At 72.7% G+C, this 14,990-nt stretch carries 11 protein-coding genes; 9 read left to right on the top strand and 2 right to left on the bottom strand.

Features of this window, described 5'->3' with window-relative positions:
- Nucleotides 1-59: 59 nt before the first annotated feature.
- On the top strand, nucleotides 60-2,732 hold the full coding sequence (locus tag V6U90_RS15235; RefSeq protein ID WP_334436174.1) for a DNA topoisomerase (ATP-hydrolyzing): 2,673 nt from the start codon (nucleotides 60-62) through the stop codon (nucleotides 2,730-2,732).
- Between the two features lie 54 nt (nucleotides 2,733-2,786).
- On the opposite strand, the gene V6U90_RS15230 is transcribed toward V6U90_RS15235, so the two are convergent.
- Nucleotides 2,787-2,993 carry a hypothetical protein gene (locus V6U90_RS15230; RefSeq protein ID WP_334436092.1) on the bottom strand — a complete coding sequence of 69 codons (207 nt, stop codon included), beginning with the start codon at nucleotides 2,991-2,993 and terminating at the stop codon, nucleotides 2,787-2,789.
- A 964-nt stretch (nucleotides 2,994-3,957) separates the two neighbouring features.
- On the opposite strand from V6U90_RS15230, the gene V6U90_RS15225 reads away from it, so the two are divergent.
- The 5 genes from V6U90_RS15225 to V6U90_RS15205 all read left to right on the top strand — a co-directional run bounded on the left by V6U90_RS15225 (nucleotide 3,958) and on the right by V6U90_RS15205 (nucleotide 11,416).
- The gene (locus V6U90_RS15225; protein WP_334436090.1) at nucleotides 3,958-7,560 is read left to right on the top strand and encodes a non-ribosomal peptide synthetase; all 3,603 of its coding nucleotides are present in this window, start codon (nucleotides 3,958-3,960) and stop codon (nucleotides 7,558-7,560) included.
- Between the two features lie 29 nt (nucleotides 7,561-7,589).
- Nucleotides 7,590-8,573, top strand: coding sequence for an aldo/keto reductase (locus V6U90_RS15220; RefSeq protein WP_334436088.1), 984 nt, complete (start codon nucleotides 7,590-7,592; stop codon nucleotides 8,571-8,573).
- 64 nt (nucleotides 8,574-8,637) lie between these two features.
- Complete coding sequence (locus V6U90_RS15215; RefSeq protein ID WP_334436086.1) at nucleotides 8,638-9,375, top strand: hypothetical protein; 738 nt, start codon at nucleotides 8,638-8,640, stop codon at nucleotides 9,373-9,375.
- Entirely contained in the window at nucleotides 9,372-10,241 is an 870-nt protein-coding gene (locus V6U90_RS15210) for a family 3 encapsulin nanocompartment shell protein (protein ID WP_334436083.1), read from the top strand. Before V6U90_RS15215 ends, V6U90_RS15210 begins: the two co-directional genes overlap by 4 nt.
- On the top strand, nucleotides 10,241-11,416 hold the full coding sequence (locus V6U90_RS15205) for an MFS transporter (RefSeq protein WP_334436080.1): 1,176 nt from the start codon (nucleotides 10,241-10,243) through the stop codon (nucleotides 11,414-11,416). Before V6U90_RS15210 ends, V6U90_RS15205 begins: the two co-directional genes overlap by 1 nt.
- Before the next feature lie 29 nt (nucleotides 11,417-11,445).
- On the opposite strand, the gene V6U90_RS15200 is transcribed toward V6U90_RS15205, so the two are convergent.
- On the bottom strand, nucleotides 11,446-12,555 hold the full coding sequence (locus V6U90_RS15200) for an NAD(P)/FAD-dependent oxidoreductase (RefSeq protein ID WP_334436077.1): 1,110 nt from the start codon (nucleotides 12,553-12,555) through the stop codon (nucleotides 11,446-11,448).
- Between the two features lie 158 nt (nucleotides 12,556-12,713).
- On the opposite strand from V6U90_RS15200, the gene V6U90_RS15195 reads away from it, so the two are divergent.
- The 3 genes from V6U90_RS15195 to V6U90_RS15185 all read left to right on the top strand — a co-directional run bounded on the left by V6U90_RS15195 (nucleotide 12,714) and on the right by V6U90_RS15185 (nucleotide 14,926).
- Entirely contained in the window at nucleotides 12,714-13,646 is a 933-nt protein-coding gene (locus tag V6U90_RS15195) for an ADP-ribosylglycohydrolase family protein (RefSeq protein ID WP_334436075.1), read from the top strand.
- Nucleotides 13,647-13,734: 88 nt separating this feature from the next.
- Nucleotides 13,735-14,250 (top strand): serine acetyltransferase, encoded by a 516-nt coding sequence (locus V6U90_RS15190; protein WP_334436073.1) that lies wholly within the window; start codon nucleotides 13,735-13,737, stop codon nucleotides 14,248-14,250.
- Between the two features lie 112 nt (nucleotides 14,251-14,362).
- A complete protein-coding gene (locus tag V6U90_RS15185) occupies nucleotides 14,363-14,926 on the top strand; it encodes a GNAT family N-acetyltransferase (RefSeq protein WP_334436070.1) in 564 nt (187 codons plus the stop codon).
- The last annotated feature ends 64 nt before the right edge of the window (nucleotides 14,927-14,990 follow it).

Below are 14,990 nucleotides of genomic sequence, written 5' to 3'. Positions count from 1 at the left end.
CGCTGCTGAAGTGGGTACGGATCGGCTACAAGAAGGACGACCTGCGCCGGGTCGCTGAGATGACGTACCGATACGGCGGGAAACAGGGCAACGACAGGCTGCCCTGCCAGCCGGTGATGGCCGAGTTCACCGCAGCGCACCAGGGCGGTGGTTGGTTCCGGGACACCAACGGTGTGGCCTTCCGGTCCGCCCTGGGATCGGGCGGCACGGCCGTACGCTACGGCCGGGACCGTACAGGTGTCGCACTTGCCGAGCGGTCCTTTCCGCTGTGGCGAGCTGAACGGGACGGTTGGATCCACCGCCTGCAACGGATCGGATCGCCGCTGGCCAAGCGACTCGACGTGCTGTCCGGCAGTTCGTTCCTGAAAGTGGAGTCGGTCGAGCCGGTTGAGCCCGGTACGACCTACGACATTCAGGTCGGGTCGGCCGAGCATGCCTTTGTCGCTGAAGGTCATGTCGTCCACAACTGCATGGGTAAGTACCATCCGCACGGCGACACCGCCATCTACGACGCGATGGTCCGGATGGCCCAGGACTTCTCGCTGAATGCGCCGCTGATCGACGGGCACGGCAACTTCGGCAGTCCGGACGACGGTCCGGCCGCCGCGCGCTACACCGAGGCCCGGATGTCCCGGGAGGCGATGCTGCTCGTCGGTGAGCTGGGCGAGGGCACGGTGGACTTCCGGCCCAACTACGACGGCTCGCTGACCGAGCCGGCCGTGCTGCCGGCCGCCTTCCCCAACCTGCTGGTCAACGGCACCTCCGGCATCGCGGTCGGGATGGCCACCAACATGATCCCGCACAACCTGGGCGAGGTGGTGGCCGCCGCCCGGTGGCTGATCAAGAATCCGGACGCCTCGCTGGACCGGCTGATGGAGTTCGTCCCCGGGCCGGACCTGCCCACCGGCGGGCTGCTGCTTGGCCTGGACGAGGTGCGCAAGGCGTACGAGACCGGTCGGGGCGTGGTCCGGATGCGGGGCCGGGCGGAGATCGGTCCGCTGGAGGGCAGCCGGGGCCGGCAGGCCATCACGATCGTGGAACTGCCGTACGGCGTCGGTGCGGAGAAGGTCATCGAGGCGATCACCGACGAGGTACGGGGCAAGCCGATCACCTCGGGTCCGCGTAAGGGGCAGCGGCAGCCGGCCCGGTTGCAGGGCATCGCCGACGTCAAGGACCTCACCGACCGGGAGCACGGCACCCGGTTGGTGATCGAGTGCAAGGTCGGGGTCAACCCGCAGGCGCTGCTGGCCGACCTCTACCGGCTCACCCCGCTGGAGCAGTCGTTCGGGGTGAACAACCTGGTCCTGGTGGACGGGCAGCCGCGCACCCTGGGGCTGAAGGAGCTGCTGGAGGTCTTCCTGGCCCACCGGTACGAGGTGGTGACCCGGCGGACGCTGTTCCGGCGTACCCGGCGCGAGGAGCGGCTGCACCTGGTCGACGGTCTACTCATCGCCCTGATCGACATCGACGAGGTGGTCCGGTTGATCCGGGGCAGCGACAACGCCCAGGCGGCCCGGGACGGGTTGATGAGCCGGTTCTCCCTGTCGGAGATCCAGGCGACCTACATCCTGGACACCCCGCTGCGCCGGCTGACCCGGTTCGACCGGATCGAGCTGGAGACCGAGCAGGCCCGGCTGCGGGCCGAGATCGCCGAGCTGTCCACCATTCTGGACGACGAGCGGGTACTGCGGAAGGTCGTCTCGGACGAGCTGGCCAAGGTGGGCAGGGAGTTCACCGCGCCCCGGCGGACCACCCTGATCGACGGCGACCTGAAGGAGGTGCTGGCCGCCTCCGCCCCGGCCGGCCCGCTGGAGGTGGCCGACGACCCCTGCCAGGTGATTCTCTCCGCGACCGGGCTGGTGGTCCGGACGGCGGCGGAGAGTGAGGAGGCGTCCGAGGGGCGCCGACGTAACGGCCGGGTCAAGCACGATGCGGTACGCGCGGTGGTGCACGCCACCGCCCGGGGCCAGGTGCTGCTGGTGACCAGCACCGGTCGGGCGTTCAAGACCGACGTGCTGCCGTTGCCGGTACTGCCCGAGCAGGCCGGCACGGTGTCCCTGCGGGGTGGGATGTCCGCCTCGGAGCTGTTGCCGTTGGCGCCGGGGGAGCAGGTCGTCGGGTTGGCGCCGCTGGGCGGGTCGGATGCGGGCTCACCGGGGTTGGCCCTGGGTACCCGGCTCGGGGTGGTCAAGGTGTGCGCACCGGAGTGGCCGGTAAGGGCCGACGAGTTCGAGGTGATCGGCCTGCGGGACGGTGACGAGGTGGTCGGGGCGACCTGGCTGGTCGACGGTGCGGAGACGCTGGCCTTCGTCAGTTCGGACGCGTCCCTGCTGCGCTTCCCCGCGAAGCTGGTCCGGCCGCAGGGGCTCAAGGGCGGTGGTATGGCGGGGATCAACCTGGCCGCCGGGGCGCAGGTGCGGTTCTTCGGGGCGGTCCGGACCGATGATCCGCAGCACGGGGAGCCGATGGTGGTCACCTCCACCGGGCGCAGCGTCAAGGTGACCGCTTTCGCGGCGTACCCGGCGAAGGGCCGGGCGACGGGCGGGGTGCGGGCGCACCGGTTCCTCAAGGGCGAGGAGGGTCTGGACGTGGCGTGGATCGGGTCGCGCCCGGTGGGGGCCACCGGGACCGGAGACCCGATCGAGCTGCCGGAGATCGATCCGCGGCGGGACGGGTCCGGGGTGGCCACGATCGTCCCGGACCTGGTCGGGCACCTGATCGAACGCGACTGAGTCCGGGCGGGGTGGGCCGGCACCGGGCGGTGCCGGCCCACCCCGACGCGGTGGTCACTCGGAGGGCTGCGGCAGCTCGCAGTCGACCGTCGGGTTGGCGCCGACGTAGTTGAGCGGCCCGGCGGCCACGGTCACCAGGATGGTGCCGGCCTCCGCGCAGTTGGTGTCGTCGTTGCTGAAGTACCCCCGCTGGCCGGCGGCGATCGCGCCCACGATCAGCCAGAGCACCACGATGATTCCCAATATGGACGGTCCTCGCATGGCCGCCTCCCGGTCTGCTGTCGGTCGGTGAGGACGCCTATGTACCCCGTCGTGGCGTCGGCGCAAACGGTCGGTGACGCCGGGCTCCGGTGTGGTACGGGTCGCGCCGGGTGGGCGGGGGGGGGGGGGGGGGGGGGTGACTCCCGGGGACGGTCAACGTTACCCCCGGTAATGGGTGCCTGCCGATTCCCGCTCCCGGTGGTCGGCGTCGCAGCCGCTGCCGGTGGTGTCGTGGAACCTGCTGGTAACGGGGTGGAAATTCGCGATCCAGCAATTTGTCGGTGCTTTTCCGACTTGGCGCCCGGCAGGTCGGCATGGTGCGCCGTATTTGCCGGCGGTGGCTTTCTCCGCAGTTTCTCCAGTGGTCCGCGGTGTGGCGCCGCAGGGGTGGGTCGGTGGGGCGCCGGGCGCGGCGGCGCTGCGCCGGTGCTGGTGGGTGGGGGCGTCGGTCGGATCATCCGGCCCTCGCAAGGGGCCTGCCGGATGTCCGGAAAACCCTGTTGTAGTGGGCTTTCCGGCTCGCCGCCGACCGGGTCCGGCGTGGCCGGTCCGGATGGTGGGATGCGGGTGCGGGTGGGCTCCGGCTGTCGCGCTACGCCGTCCCCCGGTCTCCGGCGGGCCGCCGGGTGGGCACGGACAATTCGTCGGCAAATGCCGGCCGGCGGACGGTAACGTAAAGTTACATATTCCCTACAGTGAATCATTGTCCTATGGTCCTTGACCAGCGGCCAAATGACCGGCGTCTTTGTCTCAACCTGCCGGAGGGGCCGGAGGGCAACCGCTGGGGGCGCTGATGAGCTCGGTCGACACCGGTTCCGCCGCACCGTTTTTCCGCTCGGGCGCTCCGACATACCGTCACGCGTTCCGTCAACCGTCAACCGGTGCGCAGGGGCCCGTCCTGTCGGGCACGGCCGTGCCGCTCCGACAGCCGGGCACCGGTCCGGTCCCGGTCGGGGACCTCGTGGTGGACCTGGCGTTGGCGGCGATGGAGACGGCGGTCCGGCTCGGCCGGGAGTTGCCGGTCCGGGTGGTCGCCGGTGAGGTCACCGTGGATCTGCCGGGGTGGCCGGAGCACCTGCGCCGGCTCGGCGGGGAGTCGGCCAGGTCGGCGGTACGCGACCTCCTCACCGCACCGGGGAGCGTCACCGACGGACACCTGGTGGTGCTGCTCGAATCCGGGGCGGCCCCGGAGGCGCCGCCCGGCAACCCGGCCGTCCTGCTGATCTGCCAGGTCGAGGCCGACGGAATCACGGTGACCGCCCGGGGCGGCCCGGCTGACCCCTGGCTTCCCGGTCTGCCTGCGGTGGCCGAGGTCTTCGCTGAGGTGGCCGGCGCCCTGCTCGTCGACCGGACCCTGGCACCGGCGGCGGCCGAGGGCATCGGCGCCGCGTCCCGGGCCACGGCGCTCGGGGCGTTCGCCGGACGCGCGGTGGACGACGGCCCGTTCCGGGCCATCCCCACACTGATCGAGGAGCAGGTCGACCGGACCCCGCACCGGCCGGCGGTCTCCTTCCAGGGCCGCCGGTTGACGTACCGCCGGCTGGATCTGGTGGCCAACGGGCTGGCGCTGCGGTTGACCGACGCGGGGGTCCGGGCCGGGGACGTGGTGCCGGTCCTGCTCGCCGACGGGCTGGAGCTTCCGGTGGCCTACCTGGCCCTGATGAAGCTCGGCGCGGCGTTCGTACCCTTCGATCCCGCCTGGCCGGACGACCGGCTGCGGGCCGCACTGCGGGTGCTGGCCCCACGCGTGGTGCTGGCCGCCGATGCCCGCCCGCTGCCCGGTGATCCGCGGCCCCGCGTGGTGCCGGTGGCCATCGAGGACATCGCGCCCCATCCGGAACGACCGGGGCGGCCGATCGGGCCGGACGACCTGATCTACGGCATCTTCACCTCCGGCACCACCGGCGTGCCCAAGTGCGCGATGAACCGGCACGCCGGACTGACCAACCGGTTCCGGTTCATGACGCGGTACTTCGCCGCGACCGGTGCGGAGGTGGTGCTGCAGAACAGCCGGCACACCTTCGACTCGTCGGTGTGGCAGCTGTTCTGGCCGCTGACCACCGGGGGGCGGGTGGTCGTACCGGCGCAGGGGGAGTTCCTCAACCTGGAGCAGGTGATCGACACGATCGCGGCCGAACGGATCACCATTACCGACTTCGTACCGAGTATCTTCAATGTGCTCGTGTCCATGGTCGACCGCGATCCGGCGGCGCTCGCCCGGCTGGCCTCGCTACGTCACCTGATCGTCGGTGGGGAGGAGATCAACCCGTCGATGGTGCGCCGGTTACGGGAACTCCGTCCGCAGATCAGGGTCACCAACGGGTACGGGCCGACCGAGACCTCCATCGGCATGGTCTTCCACCCGGTGTCCGTTGCGGACGGTGACGTGATCCCGATCGGCCGGCCGATCGACAACTGCTACGCGGTGGTGGCCGACGCCGACCTGCGCCCTCTGCCGCCCGGTGCGACCGGGGAGATCCTGGTCGGTGGGGTCTGTCTGGGCACCGGCTACTTCGCCGCACCGGGGCGAACCGCCGAGGTCTTCGTGCCCAACCCGCTGCCGGAGATCCCCGGCTCGCGGCTCTACCGCACCGGTGACCTGGGCCATTTCGCCCCGGACGGCCGGCTCTACTTCGCCGGACGGCGGGACTTCCAGGTCAAGATCAACGGGGTGCGGCTCGAACTCGGTGAGATCGAGACGGCGGCGGCGGGCTGCCCCGGGGTACGCCAGGCGAAGGCGATCGCCGTGCGGCAGGACGGCAGCACCCTGCTGGCGCTCTTCGCCGAGAGCACCGAGCCGGCGGACAGTGCTCCGGCGGACAGTGCTCCGGTGGGTACCGGTCCGGCGGGTACCGGTCCGGTGGGCACGGCGACCGGCACGGACGTCGCACCGGTGACCGAGGCGGCGCTCGCCGCGCACCTGCGTCGGGTACTGCCCCGGATCAACCTGCCCCGGCACATCTTCGTCCTGGCCGCCCTGCCCCTGACCGCCAACGGCAAGGTCGACCGGGAGCGGCTGCGCCGGCTGGTGGAGCGGAAGGTGGCCGAGGACGCCGCCCGGCTCATCGCGGACACCGCCTCGGATACCCGGTCGGACCGGGTGCTGGCCATCTTCCGGCGGGTGCTCGGCAGCCCCGGGCTGACCGTCGATGCCGACTTCCGTGCGGCCGGCGGTGACTCCATCCAGGCGGTGTCCCTGGCGGTGGCGCTGACCGGGGAGGGCGGCGTGGAGGTCGGGGTGGCCGACCTGTTCGCCCATCCCACCCCGGCCGGGATGGCCGCGCTGATCGAACTGCGGGCCGCCGGGAACGACCGGACCGAGCCGGAGGCCACGCTGATCGAGCGGGACGTCGAACTGCCGGTCGGACTGGCGGTGGCCGGTGTGGCCCGGGCCCGTCCACCCCGGACGGTGCTGCTCACCGGCGGGACCGGCTTCGTCGGCAGCCGTCTCGTCCACGACCTGCTGGCCGACCCGGACGTCCGGGTGTGCTGCCTGACCCGGGCCTCCGACGATGCCGCCGCCACCGACCGGGTGGTCCGGGCACTGGCCGGGCGCGGCCTGTGGCGGCCCGGCTTCGGTGACCGGCTGACCGGGTACGCGGCCGACCTGGGCCGGCCCGACCTGGGCCTGGGCCCACGGCTCTGGGACCACCTTGGCCGTACCGTCGACCTCGTCCTGCACAACGGTGCCCTGGTCAACTTCCTGTTCGACTACCGCGCGCACCGGCCGGCGAACGTGCACGGTACGGCCGAACTGCTCCGCCTGGCGATGCACCACCGGGCCAAACCGGTGCATTACATCTCCACCCTCGGCGTGCTCGACACCGAGGCCGTCCGGTGGGACGAGCCGGTACCGGAGGACCACGACCCGGCCCGCGCCGTGCCGCCGGTCAGCGGGTACAGCCGGTCGAAGTGGGTCGCCGAACGGTATCTCGGCGAGGCGCGGCGCCGGGGGGCGACGGTGACTGTCCTGCGGCTCGGGGAGGTGATGCCCGACGCGGACAGCGGGCAGCCGAACCAGGCGGCGCTGACCCATCTCCTGTTGGCCGCCTTCGACCGGTTGGGCGTCCGACCGGCCGTGCCGATCCGCTCCGACCACACCCCGGTGGACTACGTGTCCCGCCGGGTGGTCGCCGCGGTACTCGACCCCGGCGCGTGGGGCGACCCGGTGCACCTGTTCCACCCGCAGAGCGTCGACTTCGCCGACCTGCCGGACCCGGCGGGTACCGGCCCGGAGCGGGTCAGCTGCGCGGAGTTCCTCGCGGTCGCGCATACGGCGGCCGCGGAGAGCGGCGACGGCGGGCTGCACACGCTGCTGTCGCTGCTGCCGGCGGCGTCCACCGGGGACGAGGAGCAGTTGCGTCGGGGGTTCGCCGCGCTGCTCACCGACAATCCGCGGCTGTTCCGTCGGGACCGCTGCGAGCGGCTGGAACGGCGGTGGGGACTGGCCGACGCGCACCCGTTGGCCGCCTCGATCGAGGCGTACCGGCACTGGCGGGCCCGGCGGGCGGGCGACCCGGATCCGGAGGGTGGGCTGCTGCTGCCCACCGGTCCGCAGACCAGGTGAACAGATCAGGACAGGAAATGGGGAGCGCAATGCGGTATCGCAGGATCGGCCGGCTCGGCTGGGAGGTCAGCGAGGTCGGGTACGGCATGTGGGGCATCGGGGGTGGCCCGGGTGGCTTCACCGGATGGGACTACGACACCGCGCCGAAGTGTCTGGACGAGGCGGTCGAGCTGGGCTGCAACTTCTTCGACACCGCCTGGGTGTACGGCCGGGGGATCAGTGAGCAGTTGCTGGGTGGGCTGCTCCGTCGCCACCCGGACCGGCGGCTCTACGTGGCCACGAAGATCCCCCCGAAGAACCGGGAGTGGCCGCCCGGCCCCGACGACACCCTCGACGACGTCTTCCCCGCCGAGCACATCCGGGAGTACACCGAGAAGAGCCTGGAGAACCTGGGCGTCGACCGGATCGACCTGCTCCAGTTCCACGTCTGGGAGGACCGGTGGGCCGGTGACCAGCGGTGGCAGGAGGTGATCACCGACCTCAAGCGGCAGGGACTGGTCGACGGGGTCGGGATCAGCGTCAACCGGTGGGAGCCGGCGAACTGTCTCGCGGCGATCGACACCGGGCTGATCGACGTCATCCAGGTCATCTACAACATCTTCGACCAGGCCCCGGAGGACGAGCTGTTCGTCCGGGCGCAGGCCGACGACATCGGCATCATCGCCCGGGTGCCGTTCGACGAGGGCACCCTCACCGGCACGTTGACCGCCGACACCACCTGGCCGGAGGGGGACTGGCGCAACACCTACTTCGGCCCGGAGAACCTGCTGCCCAGTGTGGAGCGGGCGCAGCGGCTGGCCCCGGAGGTACCGGACGGGATGACCATGCCGGAGCTGGCGCTGCAGTTCATCCTGGCCCATCCGGCGGTGAGCACGGTCATCCCGGGTATGCGCCGGCTGGAGCACGTCCGGGCCAACCTCGGGGCCGGTGACGGCGTACCGCTCGATCCGGCCCTGCGCGACCGGCTGCGGGCGCACCGGTGGGACCGTACCCCCACCGCGTGGTCGCAGTGATCGTCGGTCGACCGGGCGGGCCGGACCCGGCCGCCCGGTGGACCGGGTCCCCGGCGGTCCGCCCATGACGGTGATCGCGATGTGGGCCCACCCCCGGGCGGTGTCCACCGCCTTCCTCCGCATGATGATCGCCCGGGGCGACGTGACGGTGGTGCACGAGCCCCTGGTGACCCTCTTCGACACCGGCAGCGTCACGCTGCCCGCGCCCGACGGGGGCACCGTCACCGTCACCACCCCGGACGACGTGCACGCCCACCTGCGGGAGCTGGGCCGGGACCGGCCGGTCTTCGTCAAGGACACCCTGGAGTACCGGTACCAGCACCTGTTCGACCACCCGGAGCGGGTCGCCGACGTGGTGCACACCTTCATCGTCCGGCACCCGGCCCGCACGATCAGCTCGCACCACGCGATCAAACCGACCGTCACCTGCCCGGAGATCGGCTTCGAGCACCAGTGGGACCTGTTCGACCTGGTCCGGCGGACCGCCGAACGGCCACCGGTGGTGGTCTCCGCCGAGGCGCTGCTGCGTGCTCCCGGGCCGGTGGTGTCCGCCTGGTGCGCGGCGGTCGGCCTGCCGTACCGGCCGGAGGCCCTGCACTGGGCGCCCGAGGACCGTCCGGAGTGGCAGCGCACCCGCAAGTGGCATCTGGACGTCGGGGACAGCTCCGGCTTCCAGCCGGTGACCAAGTCGTTCGAGGCCACCGTGGAGACCGACGCGACCCTGCGGTCCTACTACGACTACCACCGTCCGTTCTACGAGCGCCTCATCCAGCACGCCATATCCATCGGGGAGGACCAGTGAGCAGCACCGCCACCGTCGAGACCTTCACGGCCAGCGAGACCCTGTCGCCGGGCCAGCTCTTCGCCCGCGCGTACGCCGCCGACCCGGCCGCCGCCGAAGTCCGCTTCGACTACACCGTCACCGACGCGTTCCAGCCCACCAAGGAACGCCCCCGGGTGACCGTGCGTAACCTGTTCCGCAAGCGTCCGGTGGGCACCGAGCCGGTCCGGTTCTGGTGCGAGGCCCGTCCGGACGCCGCGGAGGCGAAGGCGGTGCACGAGTCGGACCTGCGCCGGGAGGCGGCCTTCCGGTTCGGCATGGCCGCCGCGCAGGTGCACCCGATCCGGGCCTGGGTGCAACTGCCCGAGGAACTGGCCGACGACCCGGAGGCGATGGCCGTCTTCATCGACTACCGGCTGCTGGTCCGGCTGGCCACCGCCGAGAACCAGGCGCTGACGATCGGCGAGGGTGGGCTGCTGCGGCACCCGGAGATCGCGAAGCTGCCGTACACCGACAGCTACGTCACCGGCCTGCTGGACGCCTGTGACGAGATCGAGCAGACCGGCGCCACCCCGCACGCGATGATCGTCAACCCCCGGGACTACTACGCCCATTTGCTCGGCAAGGGTTCGCTGCTGACCGACCTGACCCGCAACGCGGTGCAGATCAGCCGTACCCGGATGGTGCCGCCCGGTACCGCCGTGGTGGGTGACTTCGCGATGGCGGCCCGGCTGCTCGACGGCGGCCGGTCGGCGATCCGGATGGGACAACCGCCGGCCGGCACCTTCGCCACCGACGGCCCGGCGGTCTGCGCCGAGATCCACGAGGGACTCGCCATCCACCTGCCCACGCACTTCTACCACGTGGTCCCGGCGGGCGCCGAGTGATGGGCCGGATCAGCGGGAAGCTGGCCTTCTACCGACCCTTCCTGCCGCTGTTCGGCGCGATCTTCTTCGCCCTGCTCGGGGTCGGTGCCTCGCTGGCCACCCTGCCCTTCTACGTGCTCGACGAACTGGACGGCAACAAGGTCGGGGTCGGCGTGGTGATCGCCGCCATCGCGGTCTCCGCGGTGATCGCCCGGCCGATCGCCGGCCGGTTCGCTGACCGGCACGGGTACCGGACCGTCATGCTCGCCGGCACCGTGGTCTGCGTGGTCGCCGGTGCGGCGTACCTGGTCGCCGGGAACATGCCGGTCCTGGTGGCGGTCCGGCTGCTGCACGGTGTCGGTGAGGGGGCGGTCTACACCGCCGGGGCGGCCTGGCTGGTCGCGCTCTGCCCACCGCAGCGGCGGGGTCGGGTGGTCGGCCTGTACGGCATCCACATGTGGCTGGGCATCACCCTGGGTGCCCTGTTCGGCACGGTGGCGCTGCGTCTGGGCGGGTACCCGGCGGTCTGGCTGTTCTGCGTGGCCGCCGCCCTGGTCGGGGTGGTCCTGGTGGTCAGCCGGCCACGTCCGGTCCAGCCGGCCGCCACCGGCCGCCCGGCCGGGCTGCTGCCCTCCTCGGCGGTACTGCCCGGGGTGGCGCTCTCGCTGGCCGCGCTCGGGTACGCCGCACTGGCCGCCTTCGTGGCTCTGCACCTGGGGGAACGGGGCATCACCAACGGCATCGCCGCGTTCAACGCGTACGGCCTGACCTATGTCGGGGTACGGCTGTTCGCCGGCGGCCTGCCCGACCGGCTCGGCGCGGGCCGGGTGGCGTTCTGGTCCGCGCTGGTGGAGGCGGTCGGGCTGCTCCTGGTGGCGGTCGCGCCGAACCTGGTCGTGGCGGTCATCGGCGGCCTGGTGATGGGCGCCGGTCTCTCGCTGCTCTTCCCGTCCCTGGCCCTGCTGGTGATCAACCGGACCGACCCGGCGCACCAGGGGGCGGCGCTCGGCGCGTTCACCTCGTTCTGGGACATCGGCATCGCGGCCGGCGGCCCGCTGGCCGGACTGATCGCCAGCCTTGCGGGCTACCCGGCGGTGTTCTACGCGATGCTGGTCCTGGCCGTGGCCTCCGCGCTGCTCTCCTCGCTGGGGACGGTGACCCGGAGCGGACCGGTCACGCAGCGCTCCTCCGGCTGAACCCGGGTCTTCGATCCGCCCCCGGACGGTCAGGCGAACCGGTCGGGGGCGAGGTCGGCGGGGTCGGGTCCGGCCGGATCCGGTGCGGTGCCGGTGGCCAGGGCGGCGGCCAGCCGGCCGACGGCCGGGGCGACCTGCACCCCGTACCCGCTCAACCCGGCGAGCCAGAGGAAGCCGGGCGCGTCGGGTGACACCCCGACCACCGGTACGTCGTCCGGGGCGGCGGTGCGCAGTCCGGCCCAGGCCCGCCGGATGCGGCGGATGGTCAACGTGGTGGCCGCCTCGACCCGCTCGGCGCCGATCGCCACGTCGAGGTCGTCCGGGCGGGCGTCCCCGGGCGGTACCGGGGTGGCGTCGGCCGGGGAGACCAGCAGGTGTCCGGACTCCGGCTTGAAGTAGAAGGTGCCGGTCACGTCGGCCACCATCGGCCACCGGCTGACGTCGGTGTCGGCGGGGGCGTCCACCAGGAAGGCGGTACGGCGCAGCGGGGTGAGTCCGAGGGGGCGTACCCCGGCCCGCCCGGCGATCTCGTCGGCCCAGGCCCCGGCGGCGTTGACCACCACCGGCGCGCCGAACCGGCCCTCGCCGGTAGCGACCTGCCAGGTGTCGCCCTGCCGGGTGAGCGTGGCGGCGCGGGCCGACCGCAGCACCTGACCGCCGTGCGCGCGGATGCCCCGCAGGTAGCCCTGGTGCAGCGCGTCGACGTCGATGTCCTGGGCGGCCGGCTTGCGCATCGCCCGCCGGTACGCCCCGGGGCGCACGATCGGGCAGTGCCGGGGCACCTCGGCCGGGTCGATCTCGTACGCCGGGACCGACGCGTCCGCGCCGGCGGCGAGGGCGTCGTCGAACTCCTTCTCCGCGCCGGGCGGGCAGAGGGTCAGCACCCCCCGGGGGGTGAGCAGGGGATGGGCGGTGAACCCGGGTGGTGGGGCGGTGAGGAAGTCGCGGCTGGCCCGGGTCAGCGCCCGGACCACCGGCCCGCCGTAGTACTCGGAGTAGAGCGCGGCGGAACGGCCGGTCGAGTGGTGGCCCGGCACCTGCTCCATCTCCAGCACCGCGACCCGGCCGTGCGGCGCGAGGTGGTAACCCGCGCTCGCCCCGGCGATCCCGGCCCCGATAATGAGGAAATCGACGTTCATCATCATCGACGGTAGTGCGGGGCGGGTTCGCCGGCAATGGCAACTGATAGAAATGACTCGATCTATTGCCGGGGTGCGGCGGCGCCGGGCGGATGAGCGGCCGGTGGCAGCCGGGAGGCGGCCGGGCCGGGATGGCCGGATCGGGCATACTGCCCGGGATGACCCGCACCCTGTCCGAGACCGCCCGGCTGCGTCTGTGTCAGGACAGCCTGGTCGGGCTCTCCGTCGGCGACGCCCTGGGCGCGCAGTTCTTCGTACCGGGCCGTTCGCCGGCCGACCTGCTCGCCGGCCGGGTGCCGCCGCCACCCTGGGAGTGGACCGACGACACCCACATGGCCTGTTCGGTGGTGACCGAACTCCGTGAGCGGGCCGGGGCGATCGACGCCGACCGGCTGGCCGCCGCCTTCGCCGACCGCTGCGACCCCTACCGGGGCTACGGCCCCGGCGCGGTGGTGATCCTGCACGAGATCCGGGACGGTCGGCCGTGGCAGGAGGCCGCGCAGGCCGCCTTCGGTGGCGGCGGATCCTGCGGCAACGGGGCGGCGATGCGGGTCGCACCGCTCGGCGCGTACCACGCCGACGACCCGGAGCGCGCCGCCGTCGAGGCCGCCGTGTCCGCGCGGGTCACCCACGCCCACCCGGAGGGCGTCGCGGGGGCGGTCGCGGTCGCGGTCGCCGCAGCGCACGCCGGGGCCGCCCGGTCGACCGGGGTACGCCCACCCGCGGTGGCCCTGCTCGACGCGGTCACCGGACACCTGGCGCCGGGGCAGGTGACCGACGGGTTGCACCGGGCCCGCCACCTCCTCGGCCGGTCGGTCGCCGAGGCGGCGTACGAACTGGGCAACGGCGCCCAGGTCACCGCCCAGGACACTGTCCCGTTCGCCCTCTGGGTCGCCGCCACCCACCTGGCCGACTATCCGGCCGCGGTCACCGCCTGCGTCGAGGCTGGCGGGGACGTGGACACCACCGGGGCGATCGTCGGTGGGGTGGTGGCCGCGTACACCGGGTTGACCGACCGGCCGGGTGTCGTCGCGGTGCCGGCGGACTGGGTGGAAGCCCGGGAGGAACTGCCCGACTGGGCGGTCGGCTGACAGCCGGCGGGTGGACTGTCGCCTATCCGACGTCCGGTCACCGCGTCGCCCGGCCACTTCCATCCGGGCCGGCACTACCCTACGTGAGGTGTTCGAAGCCCTGCGGTGGGACTTCCGGCGGAACCGGGATTCGCTGGCCCGACTCGTGCTCGCCGTCTTCCGGTTCGGGCAGTGGACCGCCGGCCGGCGTACCCTGCCCCGTCGGCTCGCCTCGATCCCCTACAAGGCGCTCAACCTGCTGGTGCTCCGGCTCGGCACCAACAGCGACCTGCCCCGCGAGCTGGTCTGCGGCCCGGGGCTGCGGCTGTTCCACCCCTATGGTCTGGTCCTGCACCGGGGCGTACGCATCGGCCGGAACGTCACGATGTACCACCGGATCACCATCGGCCGTCGGGACCTCAGCGGGGAACCGGTGATCGGCGACGACGTGACCATCGGTGCCGGTGCCGTGGTACTCGGTCCGGTGGTGGTCGGCGACCGGGCCCGGATCGGTGCCGGCGCAATCGTGCTGGACGACGTGCCGGTCGACGGGATCGCCGTCGGGCCACGCGCCGACGTGCGGCCACCGGCGGGTGAGCGAGCGCCGGCTCCACCGGCGGCCTGAGGGTCGGGGACCGCTGTACCGGCGGCCCGGAGGCCGGATGGGGCGGCGGGCCGTTCCCGTCGGACGCTGCGGCAGGATGGAGCCGTCCAGCACCACGAGCGGACGGAGAACGATGTTCACCCTCCCGTTAGGCGACGATGCGGTACTCGGCCCGTTGGAGCCGTGGCGGGCCGCCGAGTTCGCCGCCCACCTCGACCGGGCGCGGCAGCACATCACACCCTGGGTCGGGGCGAGTTTCGTCGTCGACGGTGTCGATCCGGCCCGGGCGGTGCTGCAACGGTACGCCGACGGGCAGGCGCGCGACGGTGCCCGGATCTACGGCATCTGGTGCGCCGGCACGCTCGTCGGGGGAGCCATGTTCGTCTCGCTCGACGTGGCGCTCGGCGTGTGCGAGGTGGGCTGCTGGCTCGAACCGGCCGCCGAGGGCCGGGGACTGATCACCCGCACGGTCGGCCATCTCATCGACTGGGCGGTCGACGTACGGGGCATCGTCCGGGTCGAGTGGGTCACCCTGGCCCGTAACGTGCGCAGCGTGAACGTGGCCCGGCGGCTCGGTATGCGCCGGGACGGGGTGCTGCGGGACGCCGCCCCGGGTCCGGACGGCCGACAGGACAGCGAGGTCTGGTCGGTGCTCGCCACCGAATGGCGCCGGCACCGGGAGAGCCTCCGCCGCTGACCACCACCGAAGGACCCCGCTGCCCGGTGGCCGGACGACGTCGTGTCATCCGGCCACCGGCGGT

The sequence above is a fragment of the Micromonospora sp. CPCC 206060 genome (assembly GCF_036906895.1).
Taxonomy (GTDB): Bacteria; Actinomycetota; Actinomycetes; order Mycobacteriales; family Micromonosporaceae; genus Micromonospora.
The sequence above is the reverse complement of the archived record's forward strand: the minus strand, read 5'-3'. Positions and strand labels throughout refer to the sequence as shown.